Annotated in this window: 14 protein-coding genes; 1 reads left to right on the forward strand and 13 read right to left on the reverse strand. The window is 39.5% G+C overall.

The window, feature by feature from the left end; translation table 11 throughout:
* Positions 1 to 2: 2 nt before the first annotated feature.
* Both ACJG85_RS04635 and mvaD read right to left on the reverse strand, forming a co-directional pair.
* Positions 3 to 941 (reverse strand): mevalonate kinase family protein, encoded by a 939-nt coding sequence (locus ACJG85_RS04635; RefSeq protein WP_409676174.1) that lies wholly within the window; start codon positions 939 to 941, stop codon positions 3 to 5.
* Positions 942 to 945: 4 nt separating this feature from the next.
* Positions 946 to 2,034, reverse strand: coding sequence for a diphosphomevalonate decarboxylase (gene mvaD, locus ACJG85_RS04640; protein ID WP_412465004.1), 1,089 nt, complete (start codon positions 2,032 to 2,034; stop codon positions 946 to 948).
* Between the two features lie 89 nt (positions 2,035 to 2,123).
* Between mvaD and ACJG85_RS04645 the strand changes: the two genes are divergently transcribed.
* Positions 2,124 to 2,600, forward strand: a complete 477-nt coding sequence (locus ACJG85_RS04645; RefSeq protein WP_412477032.1) for a TspO/MBR family protein — start codon at positions 2,124 to 2,126, stop codon at positions 2,598 to 2,600.
* Positions 2,601 to 2,634: 34 nt separating this feature from the next.
* Here ACJG85_RS04645 and ACJG85_RS04650 read toward each other — a convergent pair whose 3' ends face one another.
* The 11 genes from ACJG85_RS04650 to ACJG85_RS04700 all read right to left on the reverse strand — a co-directional run bounded on the left by ACJG85_RS04650 (position 2,635) and on the right by ACJG85_RS04700 (position 20,378).
* Entirely contained in the window at positions 2,635 to 6,357 is a 3,723-nt protein-coding gene (locus ACJG85_RS04650; protein WP_412477033.1) for a DUF7619 domain-containing protein, read from the reverse strand.
* Between the two features lie 71 nt (positions 6,358 to 6,428).
* Positions 6,429 to 6,917: a nuclear transport factor 2 family protein gene (locus tag ACJG85_RS04655; RefSeq protein ID WP_412477034.1), complete on the reverse strand. Its 489-nt coding sequence runs from the start codon at positions 6,915 to 6,917 to the stop codon at positions 6,429 to 6,431.
* Positions 6,914 to 8,131, reverse strand: a complete 1,218-nt coding sequence (locus ACJG85_RS04660) for an NAD(P)/FAD-dependent oxidoreductase (protein ID WP_412477035.1) — start codon at positions 8,129 to 8,131, stop codon at positions 6,914 to 6,916. The genes ACJG85_RS04655 and ACJG85_RS04660 overlap by 4 nt, the downstream gene beginning before the upstream one ends.
* Positions 8,128 to 8,775, reverse strand: a complete 648-nt coding sequence (locus ACJG85_RS04665) for a glycerophosphodiester phosphodiesterase (RefSeq protein WP_412477036.1) — start codon at positions 8,773 to 8,775, stop codon at positions 8,128 to 8,130. Before ACJG85_RS04665 ends, ACJG85_RS04660 begins: the two co-directional genes overlap by 4 nt.
* 2 nt (positions 8,776 to 8,777) lie before the next feature.
* The gene (locus tag ACJG85_RS04670) at positions 8,778 to 10,439 is read right to left on the reverse strand and encodes an alpha-amylase family glycosyl hydrolase (RefSeq protein WP_412477037.1); all 1,662 of its coding nucleotides are present in this window, start codon (positions 10,437 to 10,439) and stop codon (positions 8,778 to 8,780) included.
* Position 10,440: 1 nt separating this feature from the next.
* Positions 10,441 to 12,804, reverse strand: coding sequence for a TIM-barrel domain-containing protein (locus ACJG85_RS04675; RefSeq protein ID WP_412477038.1), 2,364 nt, complete (start codon positions 12,802 to 12,804; stop codon positions 10,441 to 10,443).
* Between the two features lie 102 nt (positions 12,805 to 12,906).
* Complete coding sequence (locus ACJG85_RS04680) at positions 12,907 to 14,739, reverse strand: glycoside hydrolase family 13 protein (RefSeq protein WP_412477039.1); 1,833 nt, start codon at positions 14,737 to 14,739, stop codon at positions 12,907 to 12,909.
* Positions 14,740 to 14,832: 93 nt separating this feature from the next.
* Complete coding sequence (locus ACJG85_RS04685; protein WP_412465014.1) at positions 14,833 to 17,139, reverse strand: glycoside hydrolase family 65 protein; 2,307 nt, start codon at positions 17,137 to 17,139, stop codon at positions 14,833 to 14,835.
* A 34-nt stretch (positions 17,140 to 17,173) separates the two neighbouring features.
* On the reverse strand, positions 17,174 to 17,827 hold the full coding sequence (pgmB, locus tag ACJG85_RS04690; protein WP_412465015.1) for a beta-phosphoglucomutase: 654 nt from the start codon (positions 17,825 to 17,827) through the stop codon (positions 17,174 to 17,176).
* The gene (locus ACJG85_RS04695; RefSeq protein ID WP_409678884.1) at positions 17,827 to 19,176 is read right to left on the reverse strand and encodes an MFS transporter; all 1,350 of its coding nucleotides are present in this window, start codon (positions 19,174 to 19,176) and stop codon (positions 17,827 to 17,829) included. The genes pgmB and ACJG85_RS04695 overlap by 1 nt, the downstream gene beginning before the upstream one ends.
* Before the next feature lie 182 nt (positions 19,177 to 19,358).
* Positions 19,359 to 20,378 (reverse strand): LacI family DNA-binding transcriptional regulator, encoded by a 1,020-nt coding sequence (locus ACJG85_RS04700; protein WP_409678887.1) that lies wholly within the window; start codon positions 20,376 to 20,378, stop codon positions 19,359 to 19,361.
* Positions 20,379 to 20,413 lie beyond the last annotated feature (35 nt).

The following is a 20,413-nucleotide window of genomic DNA, read 5'->3' on the forward strand; positions in this document are numbered from 1 at the left end:
CATTAAAATTGGTAAACGACTTCCAATTTGTAATCCTTTAGAGATTGTTTTGCTTTTTCTAAATCTTCGGTAAAGCCTAAGATGTAACCGCCACCGCCGGAGCCACAAAGTTTTAAGTAGTAATCGTTAGTGTCAATTCCTTTTTGCCATACGCCGTGAAATTGTTCAGGAATCATGGGTTTGAAATTGTTTAAGACTACTTTAGACAATTGTTTGGTATTGGCAAATAACGATTTCATATCGCCGCCCAAAAAGCTCTCTACACAAGCATCGGTATATTTGATGAATTGGGATTTAAGCATTCTGCGGAAGCCTTCTTCTTTTAGTTTTTCCATAAAGATGTTCACCATAGGAGCGGTTTCACCTACTATCCCGGAGTCGAGTAAGAATACAGCGCCTTTACCGGTTGCACTTTGAGAAGGAATGCCGGTGGCTTCGATATTGTCTTTGGAATTGATTAGGATAGGAATGCTTAAATAGCTATTTAATGGATCGAGACCTGAACTTTTGCCGTGGAAAAAAGATTCCATTTGGCCAAAGATGGTTTTTAACTGCAATAATTTTTCACGGGTTAAATTCTCTAAAACCGTGATTTTATCGTTAGCGTACTTGTCGTAAATCGCCGCTACCAAAGCACCGCTGCTGCCAACGCCGTATCCTTGTGGTATGCTGGAATCGAAATACATACCTCGAGCCACATCAGCTTTTAAAGCTTCGATGTTAAACGTAACCAATTCAGGTTGTTCTTGCTGTAATTGGGTTAAATAGTCAGCAAAACGACTTAAGCTGGCGTTAGATTTTTGGGCTTCTTCGGTAGGATTTTCATCTACTTTTAAAGCGCCGTTGTAAAAATTGTAAGGAATAGATAAACCTTTAGAATCCTTTATAATTCCGTATTCTCCGAAGAGAAGAATTTTTGAGTAAAATAATGGTCCTTTCATATTTTTATACACTAAGGTTTTTGGCTCCTTGGCCAAGGTGATCACAAATATAGTTACCATTTTGACAATAGCCAACTAATTCGGCCTGAATAAATTGCAAAACAGTTTCGCTAACGTTTTCGGGATATAAAACATGTACGTTTGCTCCCGCATCTAAAGTAAAACAGACCGGAGTTTGGGTTTCGTTTCTGAATTTCCAAATCTTGTTGATGATTTCCAAAGTGTTGGGTTTCATTAAGATGAAATAAGGTAATGAAGTCATCATCATGGCGTGAAGGGTTAAAGCTTCGCTTTCTACGATTTGGATGAATTGATTCAAGTCGCCGTTTTCCAACACTTTTTTCAGTTTGGATAAATTTTGATGGGCTTGTTCAAAGCGCTGTTCAGCAAAAGGATGATTGTGCATCAGGTCATGTCCCACAGTACTTGATACTTGTTTTTCTCCTTTATCTACCAATAAAATGGTGTCTTGATAATTCTTGAAGTTATCGTGAATCTTAGAAGGAAATGCCACACCGAACAAATCGGAACTGTCGTTAATCTCTGCCTGCTTCCCCCAAACTACCACACTGCCTTTTACACTGCGACAGGCGCTACCAGAACCTAATCGAGCTAAAAAGGAAGCTTTTTGGTAAAAGTAATCTGCTGTCATTTCCGGGAATAAGGCTTTTTCAAGCGACATGATATTCATGGCTAAAGCGGCCATACCTGAGGCAGATGAGGCTATTCCGGAACTGTGCGGGAAGGTGTTTTCAGTATCTATAGTAAAATGATAGTGTTTCAGATAGGGACAATACGTTTCAATTCTCTCGAAGAACTTTTGAATTTTGGGTTTGAAGTCTTCTTTAGGTTGGCCTTCAAAAAATAAGTCAAAAGAGAAATTATTTTCGCTTTCTTTTTTAGCGTAAGCCAATTTTGTGATTGTTTTACAATGGTTTAAAGTAAGACTAATCGAAGGATTGGCCGGAATTTGATTTTCTTTTTTGCCCCAATATTTAACCAATGCGATATTACTTGGTGCGCTCCATTGAAAACTCCCATGGTTTAAAGAAGCAGAGCCGGCAGTGGCAATAAAATCCTTTTCGGATATCATACAGTTAATGATTTTGAGCAAAGATACTTTTTTTAGGATATAGATGTATGTTTGTTTAGTATATTTGACAAAAATTTAAACAAAATTTTATGCAAAAGGGATTAAGATTGGCTTTAGTGGTATTTACCTGTTTGGCTATTGGTTATTTATCGGGAATGGTTACTCGTGAAAGTATTACAACTTGGTATCCGACCTTGATTAAACCGGTTTTTAATCCGCCGAATTGGATTTTTGCACCGGTATGGACTGTACTCTATATTATGATGGGTGTAGCCGGCGGTATGGTTTGGAACCGAATAGAAACTGATGAGGCTAATGTTAAAAGAGGTTTTATGTTCTTCATTATACAGTTAGGTTTGAATGCCTTGTGGTCCTATTTGTTTTTTGGTTTGCACAACCCGCTATTGGCTTTGATTGAGATTGTATTGCTATGGCTGATGATATTTGAAACTTATAACCAATTCAAAAAGATTGACAAAACAGCAGCCTTATTGCTTCTACCATATTTGGGTTGGGTGAGTTTTGCAACCGTTTTGAATGTCGGTATTTGGTGGTTGAATCGATAAAAAAATCCCATCTATTTAAGATGGGATTTTTAAATTATTGTACAATCAGTTTTTTGAATGTTTTGATTTTGTTTTCGGTTTGGATTTCAATCATGTAAACCCCTTTAGATAAATCAGAAACATCTATTGAAATTTGATTTTCTCCGAAAGCATTTATGACTTTTACTTTTTTACCCACTATATCAAAGAAAACAATTTCAGATAAATGCTCTGCGGACTGAGTTAAATCTATCGTAACAGAGTGTTTAGCCGGATTAGGATATATTATTATTTGATTGGATGTGAAATTCGGGTTGGCTAATGCTGCAACAAATTCTGTATTGAAAGTGTTGGTGGTAATGGCAGGATTGGTGTCAAAATAGATATTAGCATTGTTAGGAATAATGTCTCCCACCGCATAACCAGGCTTTGGTTTAATTTTAAAGTTGATAAATCCTTTTCCTATTTCTGTATCAGGAACAGAGACCGGCAGCATGATATTGGAGAAATTCCAAACCAAACTATTCCCAACCCTATCAAGAGTATAATCGTGACTGGCACCTGTCATTATTAAGGAGGTTTCGTCGAGTTGACTATCTAATTCGTCGGTTACATATACATTTATGGCACCCGCATTTCCTGTGTTTTCAAAACGTATAGTGTATTCCAAATAATCATCGGCTGTAAATGATGAAAATAAGATTTTTTCTCCGTGAGATTCCATTTTGTCGTTAGGGTCGTAGGCTGCAATGACAGCTTGAGTTGAAACACTTGAGTCGTTGGTACTCACAATATCTCCTGTTGGAGGAACTATATTGGCAGCATTGGTTAATAATTGTCCCAAAGTAACAGCAGGTATTGCAGGTACTGAGATGGTTACTATAATTGATCTGCTTTCAAAAGGTAATAAATTAGTAAAGCCATACGTAAAACCATTCGGTATAGTTGTAGTGCCTGAAACTGAAATGTTCGTTATGGTAGTACCCGGATTAACAGTATAGCTTAACGTACCGGACGCAATAGTTTGTGTTCCGTTATTGGTAAAGACAATTTTGTTTTTATAGGTTGTTCCTGCACGTGGCGATGACATTGGAACAACTGTAACACCTAAATCATTATAGTTTTGTAAAACAGTAATGGGGAAGTTATAGGTGGTCATTCCACCGGCTGTAACAATAACATTTGAGTATGTAGCCGTTACATTGTATGTATTGGCATAATTGCTATTAATGGTATAATTTAAATCATAGCTGTTTGCCGGGCTGTCATCATAAATAGAATATACTCCGCTGGGCGATGTTATATTGTGTACAGTTCCATTATTGTTAATTTCATATTGAAATTGTCCCAAAGGAAAATAAGCTTCATTGGTTTCTTTGGTTCCGTTGGCATTATCATCTATAAAAGCTATCATTCTGATGCCGGAACAATCAATAGCTCCGGTTGAAGTATCTTCAACAGCTACATTTATAAAACCTGGTTGATTACTAAAATTGGTTATTAAAATAATGTAGTACTCACCCGCAATGGCATTAGGAATGTTAAAGTGCTCAGTAGGGGAAGCAGAGTAGCTACAACCTGTTGATTGTGTAGTGGTGTTGCCGCCAATTCCAGGTGCCATTCCGTTACTAATAGCAGCACAAGCAGATGACTGGCTTTGGAATGGTCCCCAAGCGGCATAATCTACATCGATGTTCGCTGTACCACCACCAATTGTTGACTGTGTCAAAACCATATTAACAGAACCGCTTTGTGATATTTTGATGGTAAAATAAGTAGGATTAGGTGAACTGGTTAAACAACCTATTGAACCTAAACTTGGGATTCCTGTAGAATTGGCATAATTGTTAACACCGCAAATTGATTCTCCGCCAACGCACGTTGAAGGAGTAGTAATGCACACATTAAAAGAAGTGTTTTGAGGGGTGTTGGTATTGGAATACACTCTAAGATAATAAGTTTGCCCTATAATCAAGTTTGAGTTGACAAGGCTGGATGAATTGGCATTGCTGCAAAATAATTGTGACAAATTACCGCAAGTCCCACCATACAAAGCCATATTTAAGTTGGTTGTTGATCCCGTAACATTTTGTAAAGAAGCCACAATATCGCTATTTGTGGCCACGAATTGAAACCAAACGTCATCATCAGCAGTTCCAACACATGGGGTGTCTAACCCAATATTTGAGGCGGTTGCGCCATTTAATCTTCCCGGTGTAACTTGGGCGCAATTGTTATAATTAACAGGCACCACAATCGCATTGTCACATTCGTCATTGCTGATTAAAGTGGTAACCGAAAGCAAAGTGGACCAAAAACTAAATCCAGTCGTAGGGCACAAAGAGCGCACATACAAACTGTAAGTCGTGCCTGGGGTTAAACCCATTATTGTGGCCGGATTAGAAGAAACCGTCTGACCTTGTGTAGTTGGATTAGGTGCCGGAGAACCAAAAGGCACCGCAATAAGTTCCCAAGAAGTTGCATTGCTGTTTTCTGTCCAACTAACAGTTGCGCTGGTTTGCGTTCTGTCCACTAAGATTAAATCAGTTGGTTTTAAACAGTTTGGAGCGGGAGTACAGATAACATTAGCTGTCCAACCGGCTCTTACTACACTATTGTCACTTATAAACCTGAATGTCAAACATCCGTCAGGACTTGAAGACATAAATGGGCCCGGTAATGCCGTTCCCCAAAAGGACCCAGCCAGACCTCCGGGAACATTACCGCTGGGATTATTACTGGCTATTTGAGGTGCGTTGATTGAGTTTCCATCATAAACATAAAGTCCGTCCCAGTTCGTTTCGGTGTTAAAAGTTGTAAAGGTAACCGTAACAATATCGCCAGCTAAATCAGGACAAATCGTTGTTACATAATCACTATTTGGGAGGTAATTCCCATTTGAACCACCGTTGTCAGTAAAAATCCCACCGCAATTTGGAGGCGATATAGCGGTATTGAAAGTGACCGGCATCGTACACCAATTACTGATGTTATTAGCATTGCATATAGCCCTAACATAAGTCGTGTAGCAGCTGGTTGGAGATAAACCCGTTACGGTATATGGATTTGTTGTGATTATTTGACCAATATCACTTGATGTCGGCGGAGCAGTGCCACAAGGAACTGTTAAAATTTCCCATGTGTTAGCATTATTGTTCTCTAACCAACCTATGGTTGCGGTTGTAGCTGTTATGTTATTAGCAGTTACTGAACTTGGGGGTTGACAAGCATTTGCATTTTCAATTGATACATTGTCTATGTAAAGTCTCCAACCATCCAAAGTTCCGGCCGGCACATGCCAAGCTATATTAACTGTGCCGCTAAATCCTGCTAAACTCACAACGGCTTGCGTATAAGTAGTATTGGAATATGTTGTTAATGGTAATAAAACGGTTGTAAAATCTGCCGGACTTGTACCCGTAGTAGATAACATTACACGGAATTCATTAGGCTCATTTGCAGTCTGAACTCGGTAATTGAATCTTAAGACTTCATTTCCGGTCAGTTGTATTTGGGGTGAAATTAACCAATCATCATTATTGCCTGAATTGAAATCGGTGGTCAAAGTAGCACTTTGATTTCCTTCAAAAGGATTTAAGGTGTAATTAGTATTCCAAGAGTCATTATCATTGTTGCCATTAATTACTGTCCAACAAGATTCTGTTGGAGATGTGCTGTTAAATCCTTCTTGGAATGGTGCTGAAAAAGGATTGCAGTTTTGACTGAATCCAATTGTGCATATAAAAATAATGTTTAAAAGGAGTAATAGTTTTTTCATATGGTTTTGGTTTTGACAAATCAAATATAACTGATTTTGAAATAACTACAGTAAAAATTATAAGAATTTTTTTAGTGTAAACTCACCACTTTAGTAATCTTCCAACCCTCGTTGGTTTTTTTCCAAAAGATGGTAAATCGACTAACTTTTTTGGGTTCATTGGGCGGATTGGTATTGTTACTGAAAGAATGTAACCCAATTTCAACAGCACCGTAGTCTTTAATAGGGTAAACTTCTATGCTCCCGGGAACGAGCGTTCGAGTGACTTTCCTGCAGATGTATTTTTTAGTGCCCTCGAGGATGTCTTTTTTCGAATTGGATAAACCGCCTTGGTCATGGTAGAATTCTATGTCGTCTGCATAGAAATTGGCGTAAGTTTCAAATCTTGTGTCGCAATGATTGTAGGCGTCAAAGAAAATACTGTCCAATTTTACAATGGTTTGATACAATTCCGGATTGTCAGGCGTGTAGTTTTTGGTCAGTTGGTAGTCGTTTGATTTTGAGGAACTACAACTAAACAAGAAGAGAAATAAGGCGAATGACAGGATGATTTTTTTCATGAGTTGGTTATGGCATTGGCTACAATGAATCCGCTTGTCCAAGCATTCTGAAAATTAAATCCGCCCGTAATCGCATCAATATTGACAATTTCTCCGGCAAAAAATAAGTTTTCATGCAGTTTGCTTTCCATCGTTTTAAAGTTGATTTCTCTTAAGTCGATACCGCCTGCTGTTACGAATTCTTCTTTGAAAGTACTTTTGCCATTCACCTGAAATTGTCCGTTGGTGAGTTGGTTTGCCAAATCTGTCAGTTGTTTTTTAGTCAAATCGGCCCATTTGGTTTCGTTCGAAATGTTGGAGGCCAAAACCAAGCTTTCCCATAGCCTATTCGGCAATTCGAAAGGGGATTTTTTACTCACCACTTTCTTGGCATGTTCTTGTTTGAGTTCTTTCAAAGTCTCCATTGCTTCCTCTAAAGTGACATCGTTAAGCCAATTGACTTCTAATACAAATTGGTAATTTTTCTCTGCTAAAAGTCGAGCGCCCCAAGCCGAAAGTCTCAAAATTCCCGGGCCACTCATGCCCCAATGAGTTATTAGTAAAGGGCCTGTAGCTTCGAGTTTAGTATTTTTCACTTTCACTTTAGCCAAGGCTGAAACACCCATCAAATCTTTGATGCGAGTATCTTTAATATTAAAAGTGAATAGCGACGGTACCGGCGGAATGATAGAGTGATTCATGGTGGCCAGCAGTTCCCAAATTTTAGGATTGCTGCCTGTGGTCATGACCAATTTTCGACAAGAAAAGGTTTCATGATTGGTTTCGACTTTCCAATAATCTTCTCCATGAAAAAGCGATTGTACACTTTGACCGGTTAGGACCTCAATTTTTAATTTTTGTGTTAAGCCCAAAAAGCAGGCGATGATGGTTTGTGAGGAATCTGTAGTGGGAAACATTCGCCCGTCGTCTTCAATTTTCAATGCGACACCTCGTTTTTCAAACCATTCTATTGTATCGCCTGAGCAGAATTGGTGGAACGGACCGCGCAATTCTTTTTCGCCTCGAGGGTAAAATTTAACCAACTCATTCGGTACAAAACAGGCATGAGTAACATTACATCTTCCTCCGCCGGAAATACGTACTTTTTCCAATACGTTTTTCCCGCGTTCGAGTATGGCAATTTTCAGCTTCGGATTTTGTTCAGCGATATTGATGGCTGTAAAAAAACCGGCTGCACCGCCGCCTACAATGATGATGTCATACTTAGAGTTCATAATCTTTCCGGAAAATCGGTAATGATACCGTCTACTTCCAATGATTTTACAAAGGTAATATCTTCGGGTTCATTTATCGTCCAAGGAAAAACTTTAAATCCTTTTACTTTGATTTTCTCAACATTTTCAGCAGTTAGCAAATGATAATAAGGATGAATCGCTTCGGCTTTGATGAATTTGGCGAAAGCCATTGCCAAGTCTAAATCGGTTTCGGTCAAAACCCCAATTCTAATGTCTTCATCATGAAAGCGAACTTCCTGCAAGGCATTCCAATCAAAGCTGGAAATGAGGATTTTGCTTTGGTCGAAACTACTTTTGGCTATCAAATCCAAAACCGCTTGTGTAGCCGAAAAGGTTTTGATTTCCACATTAATCTCACAGCGATTGTCCACTAATTCGAATACGTCAATTAAAGCGGGAATACCCAAAGCTTGTAACTCTTTAGCCGAATAATCGGTAACCAAACCCGTTTTCGAAGTCGTTCTGTCGATGGTTTCATCGTGAATGACCATTGGAATCTTGTCTGAACTCAGCCAAACATCCAACTCAATCATATCCACACCCAAGGCAATAGCTTTCTCGAACGACGCCAAGGTGTTTTCGGGGGAATGACCTTTCGCACCGCGATGTCCAATTTTGAGCATGGTTATAGTTTCTCCAACAAAACTAAGGTAAAATTAGTATCCAAAGTTACTTTTCCGTTTTCAACGGAGGCTTCAGTGTTGGAATAGGCGTCTCTTACTCGTATTCCGTTGGCAAAAATAGCGCCGACAGGGATTTCTTTTTTTCCTTTTGGCAAATCCAAACCAACCACCACTTGGTCGCTGAAATTTCCGTTGGTATAACTTCTGCTGAACACATAAGGCGAAGCCGAAATCATTTGGTGAAGACCGGCGCCAACCGCAGGATGGTTTTTACGAAACGTTCCTAACAATTGGTAATGCATCAACAATTGGTTTTTAATTCGGTCGGTTTGCAAGTCGTTCCAGTTCATAAACGAGCGTAAAGTAGCGTCGCCTTGAGTGCCTTCTATTTCCAACGGGCGTGCTGTTTCATCGCCATAATAAACCTGTGAAATTCCGGGAGCCAATAACAATTTGGTGCCGGCTTCGAAGATTCTCTCTCTTTTTTTGTCGAAAGGCCAACCATCATCGTGCGAAGTGGTATAGTTCATTACGGTATTGCCTTTTAAGTCGTTTTGCAAGATATTGGAATACTTGGAGAACAATTCTTCATAGTTCATTTTGGCTTCATTTCTGAAATCGAAATTGATTAAACCGGTAAAGCCATTGGCGTAATAATCGACTTTTTTATCGCCGAAATCATAGAGTCTTTTCGCACCGATATTGTAACCGTAAACTTCCCCAACGGTAAAGAAACCATTGTTGTCTATGACTTTTTTCGGGTTGTTCTTTTTGAATTCGGCGAAAGCCCTATCGCATACTTTTTTAAAATCGGCCCAAACGTCTTCGGTGGTATGTTTGGCGGTATCCACTCTGTAACCATCAATGCCGTAATCGGTAATATAATCCGAAAGCCATTTCATGATGTAATATTTCGGTGCTCTCGGATAGCCTGTTTTTTTGAAAAACGCATCGAGTTCGGCGACTTCTTCTTCATAGCGCCCTTCTTTTTTCCATTTTTCGACTAACATAGGAGGCAAAGCTACATTGGCGTTGCTCTCGGTTTTTACGTCGGGAAGATTCTCTACCAAAGTGCAATTAATGTAAGTGTCGTAGGATTGATAAGTACATTTAGGCGAAGTTCGTACCCAATCACTAGGATAAGCAGGATCCAGTTCGGTAACCGGTCCGGTGTGATTGATTACCGCATCCAACAAAATTCGGATGCCTTTGGCGTGTGCTTTTTCGACTAATTCTTTTAAATCTTCTTTGGTGCCGTAACTTGGGTCGACAGCCGTCCAATCTTTGGTCCAATAGCCGTGAAAACCGTAAGTGTTTCCGGTGCCTTCATCTACCGAACCGTGAATTTGCTCAACCACCGGCGTCATCCAAATGGCTGTGATGCCCAAATTGGTGAAATACCCTTCGTCGAGTTTTTGGATTACTCCACGTATGTCGCCGCCTTCAAAGCCTCGCAATACTCCGGTTGGTTTATTGCGATTGATGATTTTATCATTGGCCGGATTCCCGTTTTGGAAACGGTCAATCAATAAAAAGTACACGTTAGCACTTTCCCACACAAAAGGCGTTTGGGTGATTGGAGCTTCTTTTTTTACCGTTTCTTTGGTACAATTGCAACCGAACAATAGGAGTGAAGCGGATAAAGAGAGGAAGATATTTTTCATATTAGTATTCAATTTTAATTTCCGGCGAAGTGCCTTTTTTCCAAGTTAACGGAAGGTATAGCGACTCGTTATTGGTTTTGAAGATTGTTTCTTGTCCGTTAATATAAATACGTTTGGCTTTGAGGTTATGCACTACTACAGTAACATTTTTATCAGTTGATACATAGTTTTTGCCAACGGTTGCCGTCAATTTCAGAACTAATATATTACCATTGTTATTGCTATTGAAATTCAGTATTTCATATTGTCCTTTTTCAAAAGCTTCTGGTGATTCTCCGTTATCGTTGTACAATTTTCCGGTTGAGGTTTTTACATTGTCATCAAAATAGAAATGCAAGTTGAAATTGTCCAATGAATATTTTGTAGTGTTCTGAATGGTTTCAATCATTGGCACAAAGCTTCCGCCACGAACGAAAGTCGGAATTGATGTTTCGGCTACAGCTACTGCTTCCGTGGAACCTGCAGCGTATTTTTTATCCGTGTAAAAGTCGAACCAATTGTTGCTTTTCGGGAAATAGACTTCGGTTGAGGTAACGCCTGCTTTTGTGATTGGTTTGATTAAAAATGCATCGCCCCAAAAGTAGCTTTCCTTTTCGTTGAGTAACTTTTCGTTGGATGGTTCTTCAAAGAATAAAGGGCGCATCAAAGGTGTTCCTTTTTGGTTGTTTTCGAAGGCTAAAGTGTAATTGTACGGTAATAATTGGTAGCGTAATTCTACCGCTTTTTTGGCTTTGGCTTTGGTGTGAACGTCTTTGTAAGCCACTTCAGAAGCTACGTCTTCTTGTGCATGCGGACGGAATATTGGGTTGAAAACGCCGTATTGTAACCAACGCAAATACAATTCGTTGTCGAAATAATCACCGGCAAATCCGCCAAGATCAGAATGCATATACGCCATGCCTTGCATTCCCATTTGCATAGCGATTTCCATTTGCGATTGTAAGCCGCCCCAGCTTCGAGAAACATCTCCGCTCCAAGGCATCATCCCAAAACGTTGTGACCCTGAATAACCGGCACGCATTAGGATAAATGGTCTTTGGTTTGGAAAATCTTTTTTATAACCGTCGGCTATTAATTTGGCCCAATGGTGCCCGTAAATATTGTGAACTTCATCGGCTTTTCCGGCAGCAGTTACCACTTTAGAAGGGAAGACTTCCGGTTCACCCAAATCGCCCCACATTCCGCCAACACCTTGGTTGATTAAGCGTTTGTAAACACTCCAAAACCATTGGTTGCCTTCGGGTTTGAAAATATCCACTACACCGGTGTTTCCGAAATAAAAATCCCAAGTGGCCGGTTTGCCTGATTTATCGGTAACCAAAACTTTTTGATCTGCGGCTTCCTGCCATTTGGATGAGGTGGTTAAGATAAAAGGTTCCGTGATTAGAATCGTTTTAACGCCTTTTGCTTTCAAATCGGCTATCATTTTTTCCGGATTAGGGAATTGGTCTTTGTCCCAGTCAAGGTTACCCATAGTACCCTGAACAGTTTTGCCGAACCAATACAAATCGAGGATAATCGCGTCTACCGGAATGCCGTCGGTTTGGAAACGGTTGATGGTTTTTTCCACTTCTTCTTGGGTGTGGTATCCGAATCGGCTGGAAAAATTCCCCAAGGTCCAACGCGCCGGCATGGGTTGTTTTCCGGTTAAATCGGTGTAATTGGAAATTAAATCTTCCCAAGTGTCGCCTACAATGACTTGGTAGGTTTTTCGACCTGAAATGGTTTCGTATTCCAGGGTGTTGTTCTTTTTACTGTCTAAATCCAAATGACCTATAGCCCCGTTGTCGAAATGAACCGCGTATAACTTAGAAGATAAAACCAAAGGAATGCAAAAGTTCATCAATTCTGCCCGAGTTTCGTAACCGTAATGCGCCCGGTTGTACAAGGTCAAGCGATTGCCGCGACGGTTCATGCCCAAAGCACGCGCGCCACCGCCGAAGAGCATTTCCGAATTGTCGAGGTTGAATTGTAAAATTTCAGTACTGTCTTTTTTGATGTAGCCGTTTTTTTCAGATAGCAACACTTTACCTTGGTTGGAGTAGGTGATGCGAAAAGGCGACTTATTGATGACTACTGTAATGTTGTTGGTGACTAACGAGATTGAACTGTCGGTTTTAGAAACTGTGGTGTTGATTTTCTCCTGTGTTTTGATGACGGCATGTGAATTCGCATTGAATACTTCGCCGTTTGGAATGAAAGACGTTTCGACGATTTTATCCGAGTAAGGTTTGATTCGGTAGGTTCCATCGCTCGTTTTTACTTCTAATAGATTGTTTTTCCAAGTATGGGAGAGGTAATTTCGGTTCGCATTTTGGGCGAATGTAACAGCAGCAAAAAGAAGTAAGAAAAGTATTTTTTTCATCAGTTATCTCTAAATTATGAACCATGTAAGTCATGTAAGTACAAATAAGAAAGGCTCATATGATTATGAGATTCCTCCTTTGTCGGAATGACTATTGAGTGATTATTTCAATTCCAATATCAACACTGATTTGCTTTCGATAGTAATATCTTTATTCAAATCGAAAGTGGTTTCCGTTAATATATCTTTACCCGATTGGTATTTTTTGATGTTTTCTGCAAATCGATTGGTTTTGAAAGTTTGCTTTTCTGCGTTATTGTTTACAACCACCATTACGCTCTCGTTCTCGTTGTATCTAAAATACACATAAACATTGTTTTCCGGAATGTAATGCGTGGTTTTTCCGTTGTGGATTACCGTTTTGTTTTTGCGCCAGTTGAAGAGTTTAGCGGTAAAATCATAAAATTTGTTTTGCTCCTCAGTTCTTCCTGCTTTGGTAAAGGCGTTGTTAGTGTCGCCATTCCAGCCACCGGGGAAATCCCTGCGGATATCGCCATCGCCTTTGCCTTTATCGCCGGCCATACCAATTTCGGAACCGTAATAGATTTGCGGAATACCGCGAACGGTGGCGATTAAGGTCATGGCCATTTGGTATTTTTTGAAGTCGTTTTTGTAAGCTTCATTCAGGCGATTGGTGTCGTGATTTTCGAAAAAAACCAATAAATTATTGATGTTTGGATACAGAAAATCGTTGTTGAAATTTTCATATACTTTCACCATTCCGTTGCGCCATTCTTGTTTGTCTTCGTTAAAAACTCCGTTTGCAATAGCCTCTTGCAACGTAAAATCCATTACACTAGGAAGATTGGAGTTATAACTTTGAATGGCTCCTATTTTACTGTCTTTTTGCCAATACGCCATTTGCGCTTGGTCGTACATCCACACTTCACCAACGATATTGAAATTTGGGTATTCGTCGGTTATGGATTTGGTCCATTTTGCGATGGCCGTTTTATCATTGTAAGAATAAGTATCGACACGGAAACCATCTAAATCGGCGTATTCAATCCACCAAATGGCGTTTTGAATAAGGTAATTTAAAACTAACGGATTGGATTGGTTCAGATCGGGCATCGATTTGACAAACCATCCATCCATACAGTTTTTGGCATCAATAGCGGATGCATTGGAATCAAATTGGGTAGCCATTCTGTAGTTGGTTTGAGCATAACCCGGAAACTGATGGATCCAATCGTAAGTAGGTAAATCGTTCATCATCCAATGTTTGTAACCCCAATGATTGGTCACATAATCCATGATGTTTTTCATGCCGCGTTGGTGCAATTCGGTGCTCAAACGAACGTAATCTTCATTGGTGCCAAAGCGTGCGTCAATTTTGTACACATCTGATTGGCCGTAAGTGTGATACGAACCACGCTCATCGTTGTCTTCGCACAAAGGCGTTGGCCAAACCGCTGTTGCGCCAAGCGATTGGATGTAATCTAAATTTTTGATTATTCCTTCGATATCCCCACCGTGTCGACCGTCTTTGTTGCTTCGATTGGCTTTTTCAAAAAGTTTGTCGTTGTTGTCGTTATTAGGATTACCGTTAGCAAAACGATCCGACATGATGAGGTAAATCAAGTCAGAACTGTCAAAGCTTTTGCGGAAACGTGAGTTTTCTTTTCTTGATTTTAAAGTGTATTTGTGGGTAAACGACTTTTTACCGTTTTTGAATGTGAAAACCAAATCCTGAGCCGGACTGTTTTTGGTGTCGATGGTAACGAATACATAATTTGGATTTTCGGTTTTTTGAATGCCTTTGATTACGATTCCATTGGAAACAGTCACCTCGTTTTGGGCAATGTTTTTTCCGTAGAACATAATTTGTACTTCGTTATGCGTCATGTCGCTCCACCAAAACGGCGGTTCTACGCGGTCTATTTGAGCAAAAGCTGAAACAGAAATCAAGAGAAAGAAATAGATTTTTTTCATGTTGTGTTATTTTATAAACCATATAAGGCATATAAGGACAAATAAGAAAAACTTAAATGAACTTAAATGCCTTATCTGGTTCAATTAATTATTTTATACCGTTACCAAACTATTCGGCTCAACCGAAACCGCTTTGCCGTTGACAAAAACAGTAATCGGCGAATCGCCTTCTAAGGTAAATTTGGTTTCGTTTTGATGCACCGCTACTTGTAAAATTTGGTTTCGGAAATTGATTTTAAACGAATAGCCGTTCCATTCTTTCGGGATTCTCGGTTCGAAATGCAGGGTGTTGTTTTTAACACGCATACCGCCGAAGCCCTCTACGATACTCATCCAAGTTCCTGCCATCGAAGTAATGTGTAAGCCTTCTTCCACTTCTTTGTTGTAATCATCTAAATCCAAACGAGAAGTTCTTAAATAGAAAGTATAAGCTTGTTCCATTCGGCCCAATACAGCCGCTTGAATCGAGTGTACACAAGGCGATAAAGAACTTTCGTGAACGGTAAACGGTTCGTAAAAATCGAAGTGTTTCTCCAATTGTTCTTTGCTGAAATGATCTTCAAAGAAATAGAAACCTTGCAGCGTATCGGCTTGTTTAATATAAGGCGAACGTAAGATTCTATCCCAAGACCATTTTTGGTTGATAGGACGTTGCGATTTGTCTAAATCGTGTACTTTAACCAATTCTTTGTCTAAGAAACCGTCTTGTTGCAAATATACGCCGTGTTCTTCCGAATATGGGAAATACATATGGTCGGCCACTTTTTTCCAATGCAGTATTTCGGCGTCGTCTAAGTTCACTTTGCTCATGATTCTGGCGTAATCAGGAGCGTATTCTTGTTTTACTTTTTGGATTTGTTCGATGGTGTAATCGATACACCATTTGGCAATATAATTGGTGTAGAAATTATTGTTAACGTTGTTTTCATATTCATTAGGACCGGTAACGCCTAAAATCACATATTGATTTCTATAGGTAGAGAAGGTCGCTCTTTGGTGCCAAAAACGGGCAATGCCAATTAGGACTTCCAAACCTTTTTCCGGTATATAGCTGTAATCTCCGGTGAATCGGTGGTAATTGAAAATAGCAAAAGCGATAGCACCGTTTCGGTGGATTTCTTCGAAAGTGATTTCCCATTCGTTATGGCATTCTTCGCCGTTCATGGTTACCATAGGGTAGAGTGCAGCGCCGTTTTTGAAACCTAATTTAGCCGCATTTTCAATGGCTTTATCCAATTGGTTGTAGCGATAGGCTAATAAATTTCGGGCTACTTGTTGGTCTTTTGTAGCCATGTAAAACGGAATACAATAGGCTTCCGTATCCCAATAAGTAGAACCGCCGTATTTTTCTCCGGTAAATCCTTTTGGACCGATATTTAGGCGCGAATCTTTACCCAAATAGGTTTGGTTTAATTGGAAAATGTTGAAGCGAATACCTTGTTGTGCTTTAACATCGCCTTCGATAGTAATGTCGCTCATTTCCCAGATTTTCGCCCAAGCGTCGATTTGGTTTTGCAACAAGCTATCATAACCCAAAGCCAATCCTTTTTGGATTACTTTTTGGGCTGCCGGAATTAAGTCGGCCGTAGCGTGATTCATAGACACAGTGTAACCTCCCAATTTTTGTAGGGCAATGGTTTGTCCTTTAGCCACCGATTGCTCGTAGGTAAAAATTACTTTGTCTGAAGTGGTATCGGTAAACACCGGTTCGGCATTTTGATTTTCGTTATTCAGGAAAATGCTGTTGTGCATGAAGGTGGCTACTTCAAAATGGGTTTTGAAAGTGCGAGCTACTACAAAAGCTTCATTGGTATCGTGTTGGGTTTGTAGCGGTTCCCAAAATTTTTCTTCCCAGTTGGCATCTTCATTGTGTACTCCGGCATCTAAATAGGGTTTGAAAACGATGGTGGCATCTTGGTTTTTCGGGGTGATTTCGTATTTGATGACGCCTAATTCATCGATATCTAAGGATAAAAATCTTCTAACGTTGACATCTACTTCGATTCCGTTATTTAAAAGTGCGGTAAATGAACGATGGTACCAGCCTTCTTTCATGTTTAATTCGCGTTTAAAATCGGATACTTTGCAAGACGCTAAATCGAGTGTCTCGCCATTGATTTCAACCAATATGCCAATCCAATTGGGTGCGTTTAACACTTTAGCGAAATATTCCGGATAACCGTTTTTCCACCAACCCACTTTGGTTTTGTCAGGATAATAAATGCCTGCTATATAACTACCTTGGAAGGTTTTACCTGAATAGAATTCTTCAAAATTGGCACGTTGTCCCATGGCACCGTTACCAATACTGAATAAACTTTCCGAGGATTTTACTCTGTCTAAATCAAATCCTTCTTCAATAATCGACCAGTTGTCTGGTTTGATATAATCTTGGTTCATTGTAATTTTTTTATTGTCCTTTTATCATTCAATTTTAATCCAGGAGCGCTTCAATGAAGGCTACATCCATAAATGTAAAATCTTTAAAATTATATTTAGCTTCGTGTAAAATGGCGGTATCGCCTATACCAACACTAATCATGTTGGCTATATTGGCCGCCTGAATACCGGCTACGCTGTCTTCAAAAACGATGGCGTTTTCGTTGGATACGTTTAGTAACTGTGCAGCTTTCAGAAAAACTTCGGGATCCGGTTTGGCATTAGACACATCGTTTCCATCAACAATAGCATCAAAAAAGTGCAGGATTCCGGTTTTTTCTAAAATAGGTCGGGCGTTTTTACTGGCCGAACCCAAGGCAATCAGTTGTTTTTTTTCTTTAATAAATTCGAGTACATGCAATACTCCGGGCAATATTTCGCTTTCGTCCATATCGACCAAGTAGGATAAGTAATCTTCATTTTTTTGGATCAGCCATTTGTTCTTGTCTTCTTGAGAAGCTTCAATATGGCCTAATGCCAAAATGATATCAAGAGAGCGAACGCGGCTGACTCCTTTTAATTCTTCGTTGTGTTCGGGGGTAAATTCGATGCCCAATTCTTGTGCTAATTTTTGCCAAGCTAAAAAATGGTATTTAGCCGTGTCAACAATTACACCGTCGAGATCGAATATGAATGCTTTTTTACTCATTAAATACTGTCTTTACTGTCTTTTACTTTAAGGGCTAAATAGGCAGCAATAATGAAGCTTACACCGCTCATTATTAAGGCATAAATAGCGTGGTCGCCGTAAACATATTTTACCAATGGACCACCAATCAAAGCGTTGATAATTTGAGGAATTACAATGAAGAAGTTAAAAATCCCCATGTAAACTCCCATTTTTTTAGGGTGAATGGCACCGGCTAATATGGCATAAGGCATGGCTAAGATGCTTGCCCAAGCAAAACCTACCAATACCATAGAGAAGATTAAAGCTTCTTTGTTTGGCATAAAATACATTGAAATTAATCCGATGCCACCCAAAACCAACGATAAGGCATGTGTTTTTCTTCTACCAATTTGTTTGGCTATGTAAGGAAGAAGAAAGGCTACAATAGCAGATACAAAATTGTAAACTCCGAAAATGATTCCGACCCAGTCACCTGCCGACTGAAATTCGGGACTCTTGGTGTCGTCTACAGACAAGCCGTAAATGTGTTGTGCAATAGCCGGTGTAGTAAAAACCCACATGCCGAAAAGACCAAACCAAGAGAAGAATTGGACCCAGCTCAACTGACGCATCGTTTCCGGCATTTTGGCAAAGTCAGAAAAAATATCAGTGAGTTTGGCTTCTTTTTCTTCACCCATGGCTTCAAGATGTTCTTTTTCATCTCTAAATTGGGCTAATTCTTCCGGAGAGTATTCTTTGGTTGTGATTACTGTTATTAAAATAGTACCAATCAAAACCATCGCTCCGATGATAAAAGAATAAATTAGGTTGTTGGGAATTGCCGAATCTGCAGTAGGCAGATTGCTGATACCAAACCACTCATTTAATACATAAGGCAGCCAGGAACCAACTACCGCTCCGATACCAATTAGTGCGGTTTGAACACTGAAGCCAAGCGTGTGCTGGTCGGCTCTTAAATTATCTCCCACTAAAGCTCTGAAAGGTTCCATAGCAATATTAAAGGAAGCATCCATAATCATCAACATTCCGGCGCCAACCCATAAGGCAGGCATAAAAGCAATGAAAATTTCAGCTTGAGGCATTAATATTAAACCGATAGAGGCTAACAAAGCACCGGTTAAAAAATAAGGTTTTCTTCTTCCGAATCTTCCCCAGGTGTTGTCGCTGTAATGACCAATCAAGGGTTGGACAATTAATCCCATCATAGGGGCAATAATCCAAAACCAAGACAACTCGTGTACATCGGCACCAAAAATTTGAAGAATCCTGCTGGCATTAGCATTTTGAAGGGCAAACCCCATCTGAATCCCTAAGAAACCGAAACTCATGTTCCAAATTTCCCAGAAACCTAATTTACGCTTTTCCATTATCGTAATGTATTGGTTTATAATACGATAAGCGCTTTGCTTATCAAAACTTTAGTTTGTTTTCGAAGTAAAGTATAAGCTTTGATAATTGCGGTAAAGATAATAAAGAATTTATAATGTGACTATTTCGCCTCAAAAAAATCAGAGGATACAGTGGCGCAAACGTTTTTTGTTGATAAAAACTATTTGGTAGATTCTCTCTCGACCAATTCTGTTTCTATCACTTCTGTTCTGTATTGTTCTTCTTCTTCCTCTTCAGCCTCCAGTCTTTCAATGAGCATTTTGGCTGCTTTCCCACCCATTTTCACACCATTTTGACTAACCGTTGTAATGCTTGGAGAAGAGTATTTGGAGATGATACCATCCGTAAATCCTATTACAGAAATGTCGTCAGGGACTTTTTTACCTAACTTATTAGCGACTTTGATTGCGGTCACAGCAAACAATTCGTTAACGGCAAAAACGGCGTCTATTTCATTGTTAGACAGCAGATTGGCAATGCTGTCTTCGAAGTTTTCAGTGTCTTCAATTTTTAAGATCAGATTTTCATCTACTTTTAAATCGCTGTTTTTTAAGGCTTTGATGTAACCTTCCGTTCTCAATTTGCCAACGCTTACATAATCTACGGTCGAGATTAAGGCGATTTTTTTAAATCCTTTGTCTATAAAATATTGCGTTGCATTGAAAGCAGCTAAGCTATCATCGATAATGACCTTGTCGCATAAAATTTCATTGGTCACACGGTCAAACATAACAACGGGCATTCCTTGATTAATCACCTCTACTATATGGTGGAAATCTTTTTTGAGTTGGGTTTCTTTTGACAAAGACATGATAAAACCGTCTATGCTGCCATTGGCCAACATTTCCATGTTTATTACCTCTTTGTCAAAGGATTCATCAGAAAGACACACCAAAACATTGTAACCGTTTTCGTTGGCCACATGTTCAACACCGCTAATTACCGTAGCAAAAAAATGGTGTATAATCTCGGGAATGATGATGCAAATGGTTTTGGTTTTTTTGTTTTTTAAACTGAGGGCAATATTGTTGGGTTTGTAGTTGTATAATTTAGCAAAAGCTTGCACTTTTTGTCGGGTATCTTCGCTAATTTCCAAACTGTTCCGCAAAGATTTAGAAACGGTTGAAATAGACACGTCAAGTTCTTTGGCAATTTGTTTAAGTGTAACTTTTCTTTTCATTGTTCAGGAAGGTAAATACTATTTTCTGAATAAAG

The organism is Flavobacterium mekongense (assembly GCF_047038255.1).
GTDB classification, from domain to species: Bacteria; Bacteroidota; Bacteroidia; order Flavobacteriales; family Flavobacteriaceae; genus Flavobacterium; species Flavobacterium mekongense.

What these genes read in the sequence shown, in the direction of transcription:
- ACJG85_RS04635 (WP_409676174.1), bottom strand. Translation starts at nt 941, where the DNA reads ATGAAAGGACCATTATTTTACTCAAAAATTCTTCTCTTCGGAGAATAC.
- mvaD (WP_412465004.1), bottom strand. Translation starts at nt 2,034, where the DNA reads ATGATATCCGAAAAGGATTTTATTGCCACTGCCGGCTCTGCTTCTTTA.
- ACJG85_RS04645 (WP_412477032.1), top strand. Translation starts at nt 2,124, where the DNA reads ATGCAAAAGGGATTAAGATTGGCTTTAGTGGTATTTACCTGTTTGGCT.
- ACJG85_RS04650 (WP_412477033.1), bottom strand. Translation starts at nt 6,357, where the DNA reads ATGAAAAAACTATTACTCCTTTTAAACATTATTTTTATATGCACAATT.
- ACJG85_RS04655 (WP_412477034.1), bottom strand. Translation starts at nt 6,917, where the DNA reads ATGAAAAAAATCATCCTGTCATTCGCCTTATTTCTCTTCTTGTTTAGT.
- ACJG85_RS04660 (WP_412477035.1), bottom strand. Translation starts at nt 8,131, where the DNA reads ATGAACTCTAAGTATGACATCATCATTGTAGGCGGCGGTGCAGCCGGT.
- ACJG85_RS04665 (WP_412477036.1), bottom strand. Translation starts at nt 8,775, where the DNA reads ATGCTCAAAATTGGACATCGCGGTGCGAAAGGTCATTCCCCCGAAAAC.
- ACJG85_RS04670 (WP_412477037.1), bottom strand. Translation starts at nt 10,439, where the DNA reads ATGAAAAATATCTTCCTCTCTTTATCCGCTTCACTCCTATTGTTCGGT.
- ACJG85_RS04675 (WP_412477038.1), bottom strand. Translation starts at nt 12,804, where the DNA reads ATGAAAAAAATACTTTTCTTACTTCTTTTTGCTGCTGTTACATTCGCC.
- ACJG85_RS04680 (WP_412477039.1), bottom strand. Translation starts at nt 14,739, where the DNA reads ATGAAAAAAATCTATTTCTTTCTCTTGATTTCTGTTTCAGCTTTTGCT.
- ACJG85_RS04685 (WP_412465014.1), bottom strand. Translation starts at nt 17,139, where the DNA reads ATGAACCAAGATTATATCAAACCAGACAACTGGTCGATTATTGAAGAA.
- pgmB (WP_412465015.1), bottom strand. Translation starts at nt 17,827, where the DNA reads ATGAGTAAAAAAGCATTCATATTCGATCTCGACGGTGTAATTGTTGAC.
- ACJG85_RS04695 (WP_409678884.1), bottom strand. Translation starts at nt 19,176, where the DNA reads ATGGAAAAGCGTAAATTAGGTTTCTGGGAAATTTGGAACATGAGTTTC.
- ACJG85_RS04700 (WP_409678887.1), bottom strand. Translation starts at nt 20,378, where the DNA reads ATGAAAAGAAAAGTTACACTTAAACAAATTGCCAAAGAACTTGACGTG.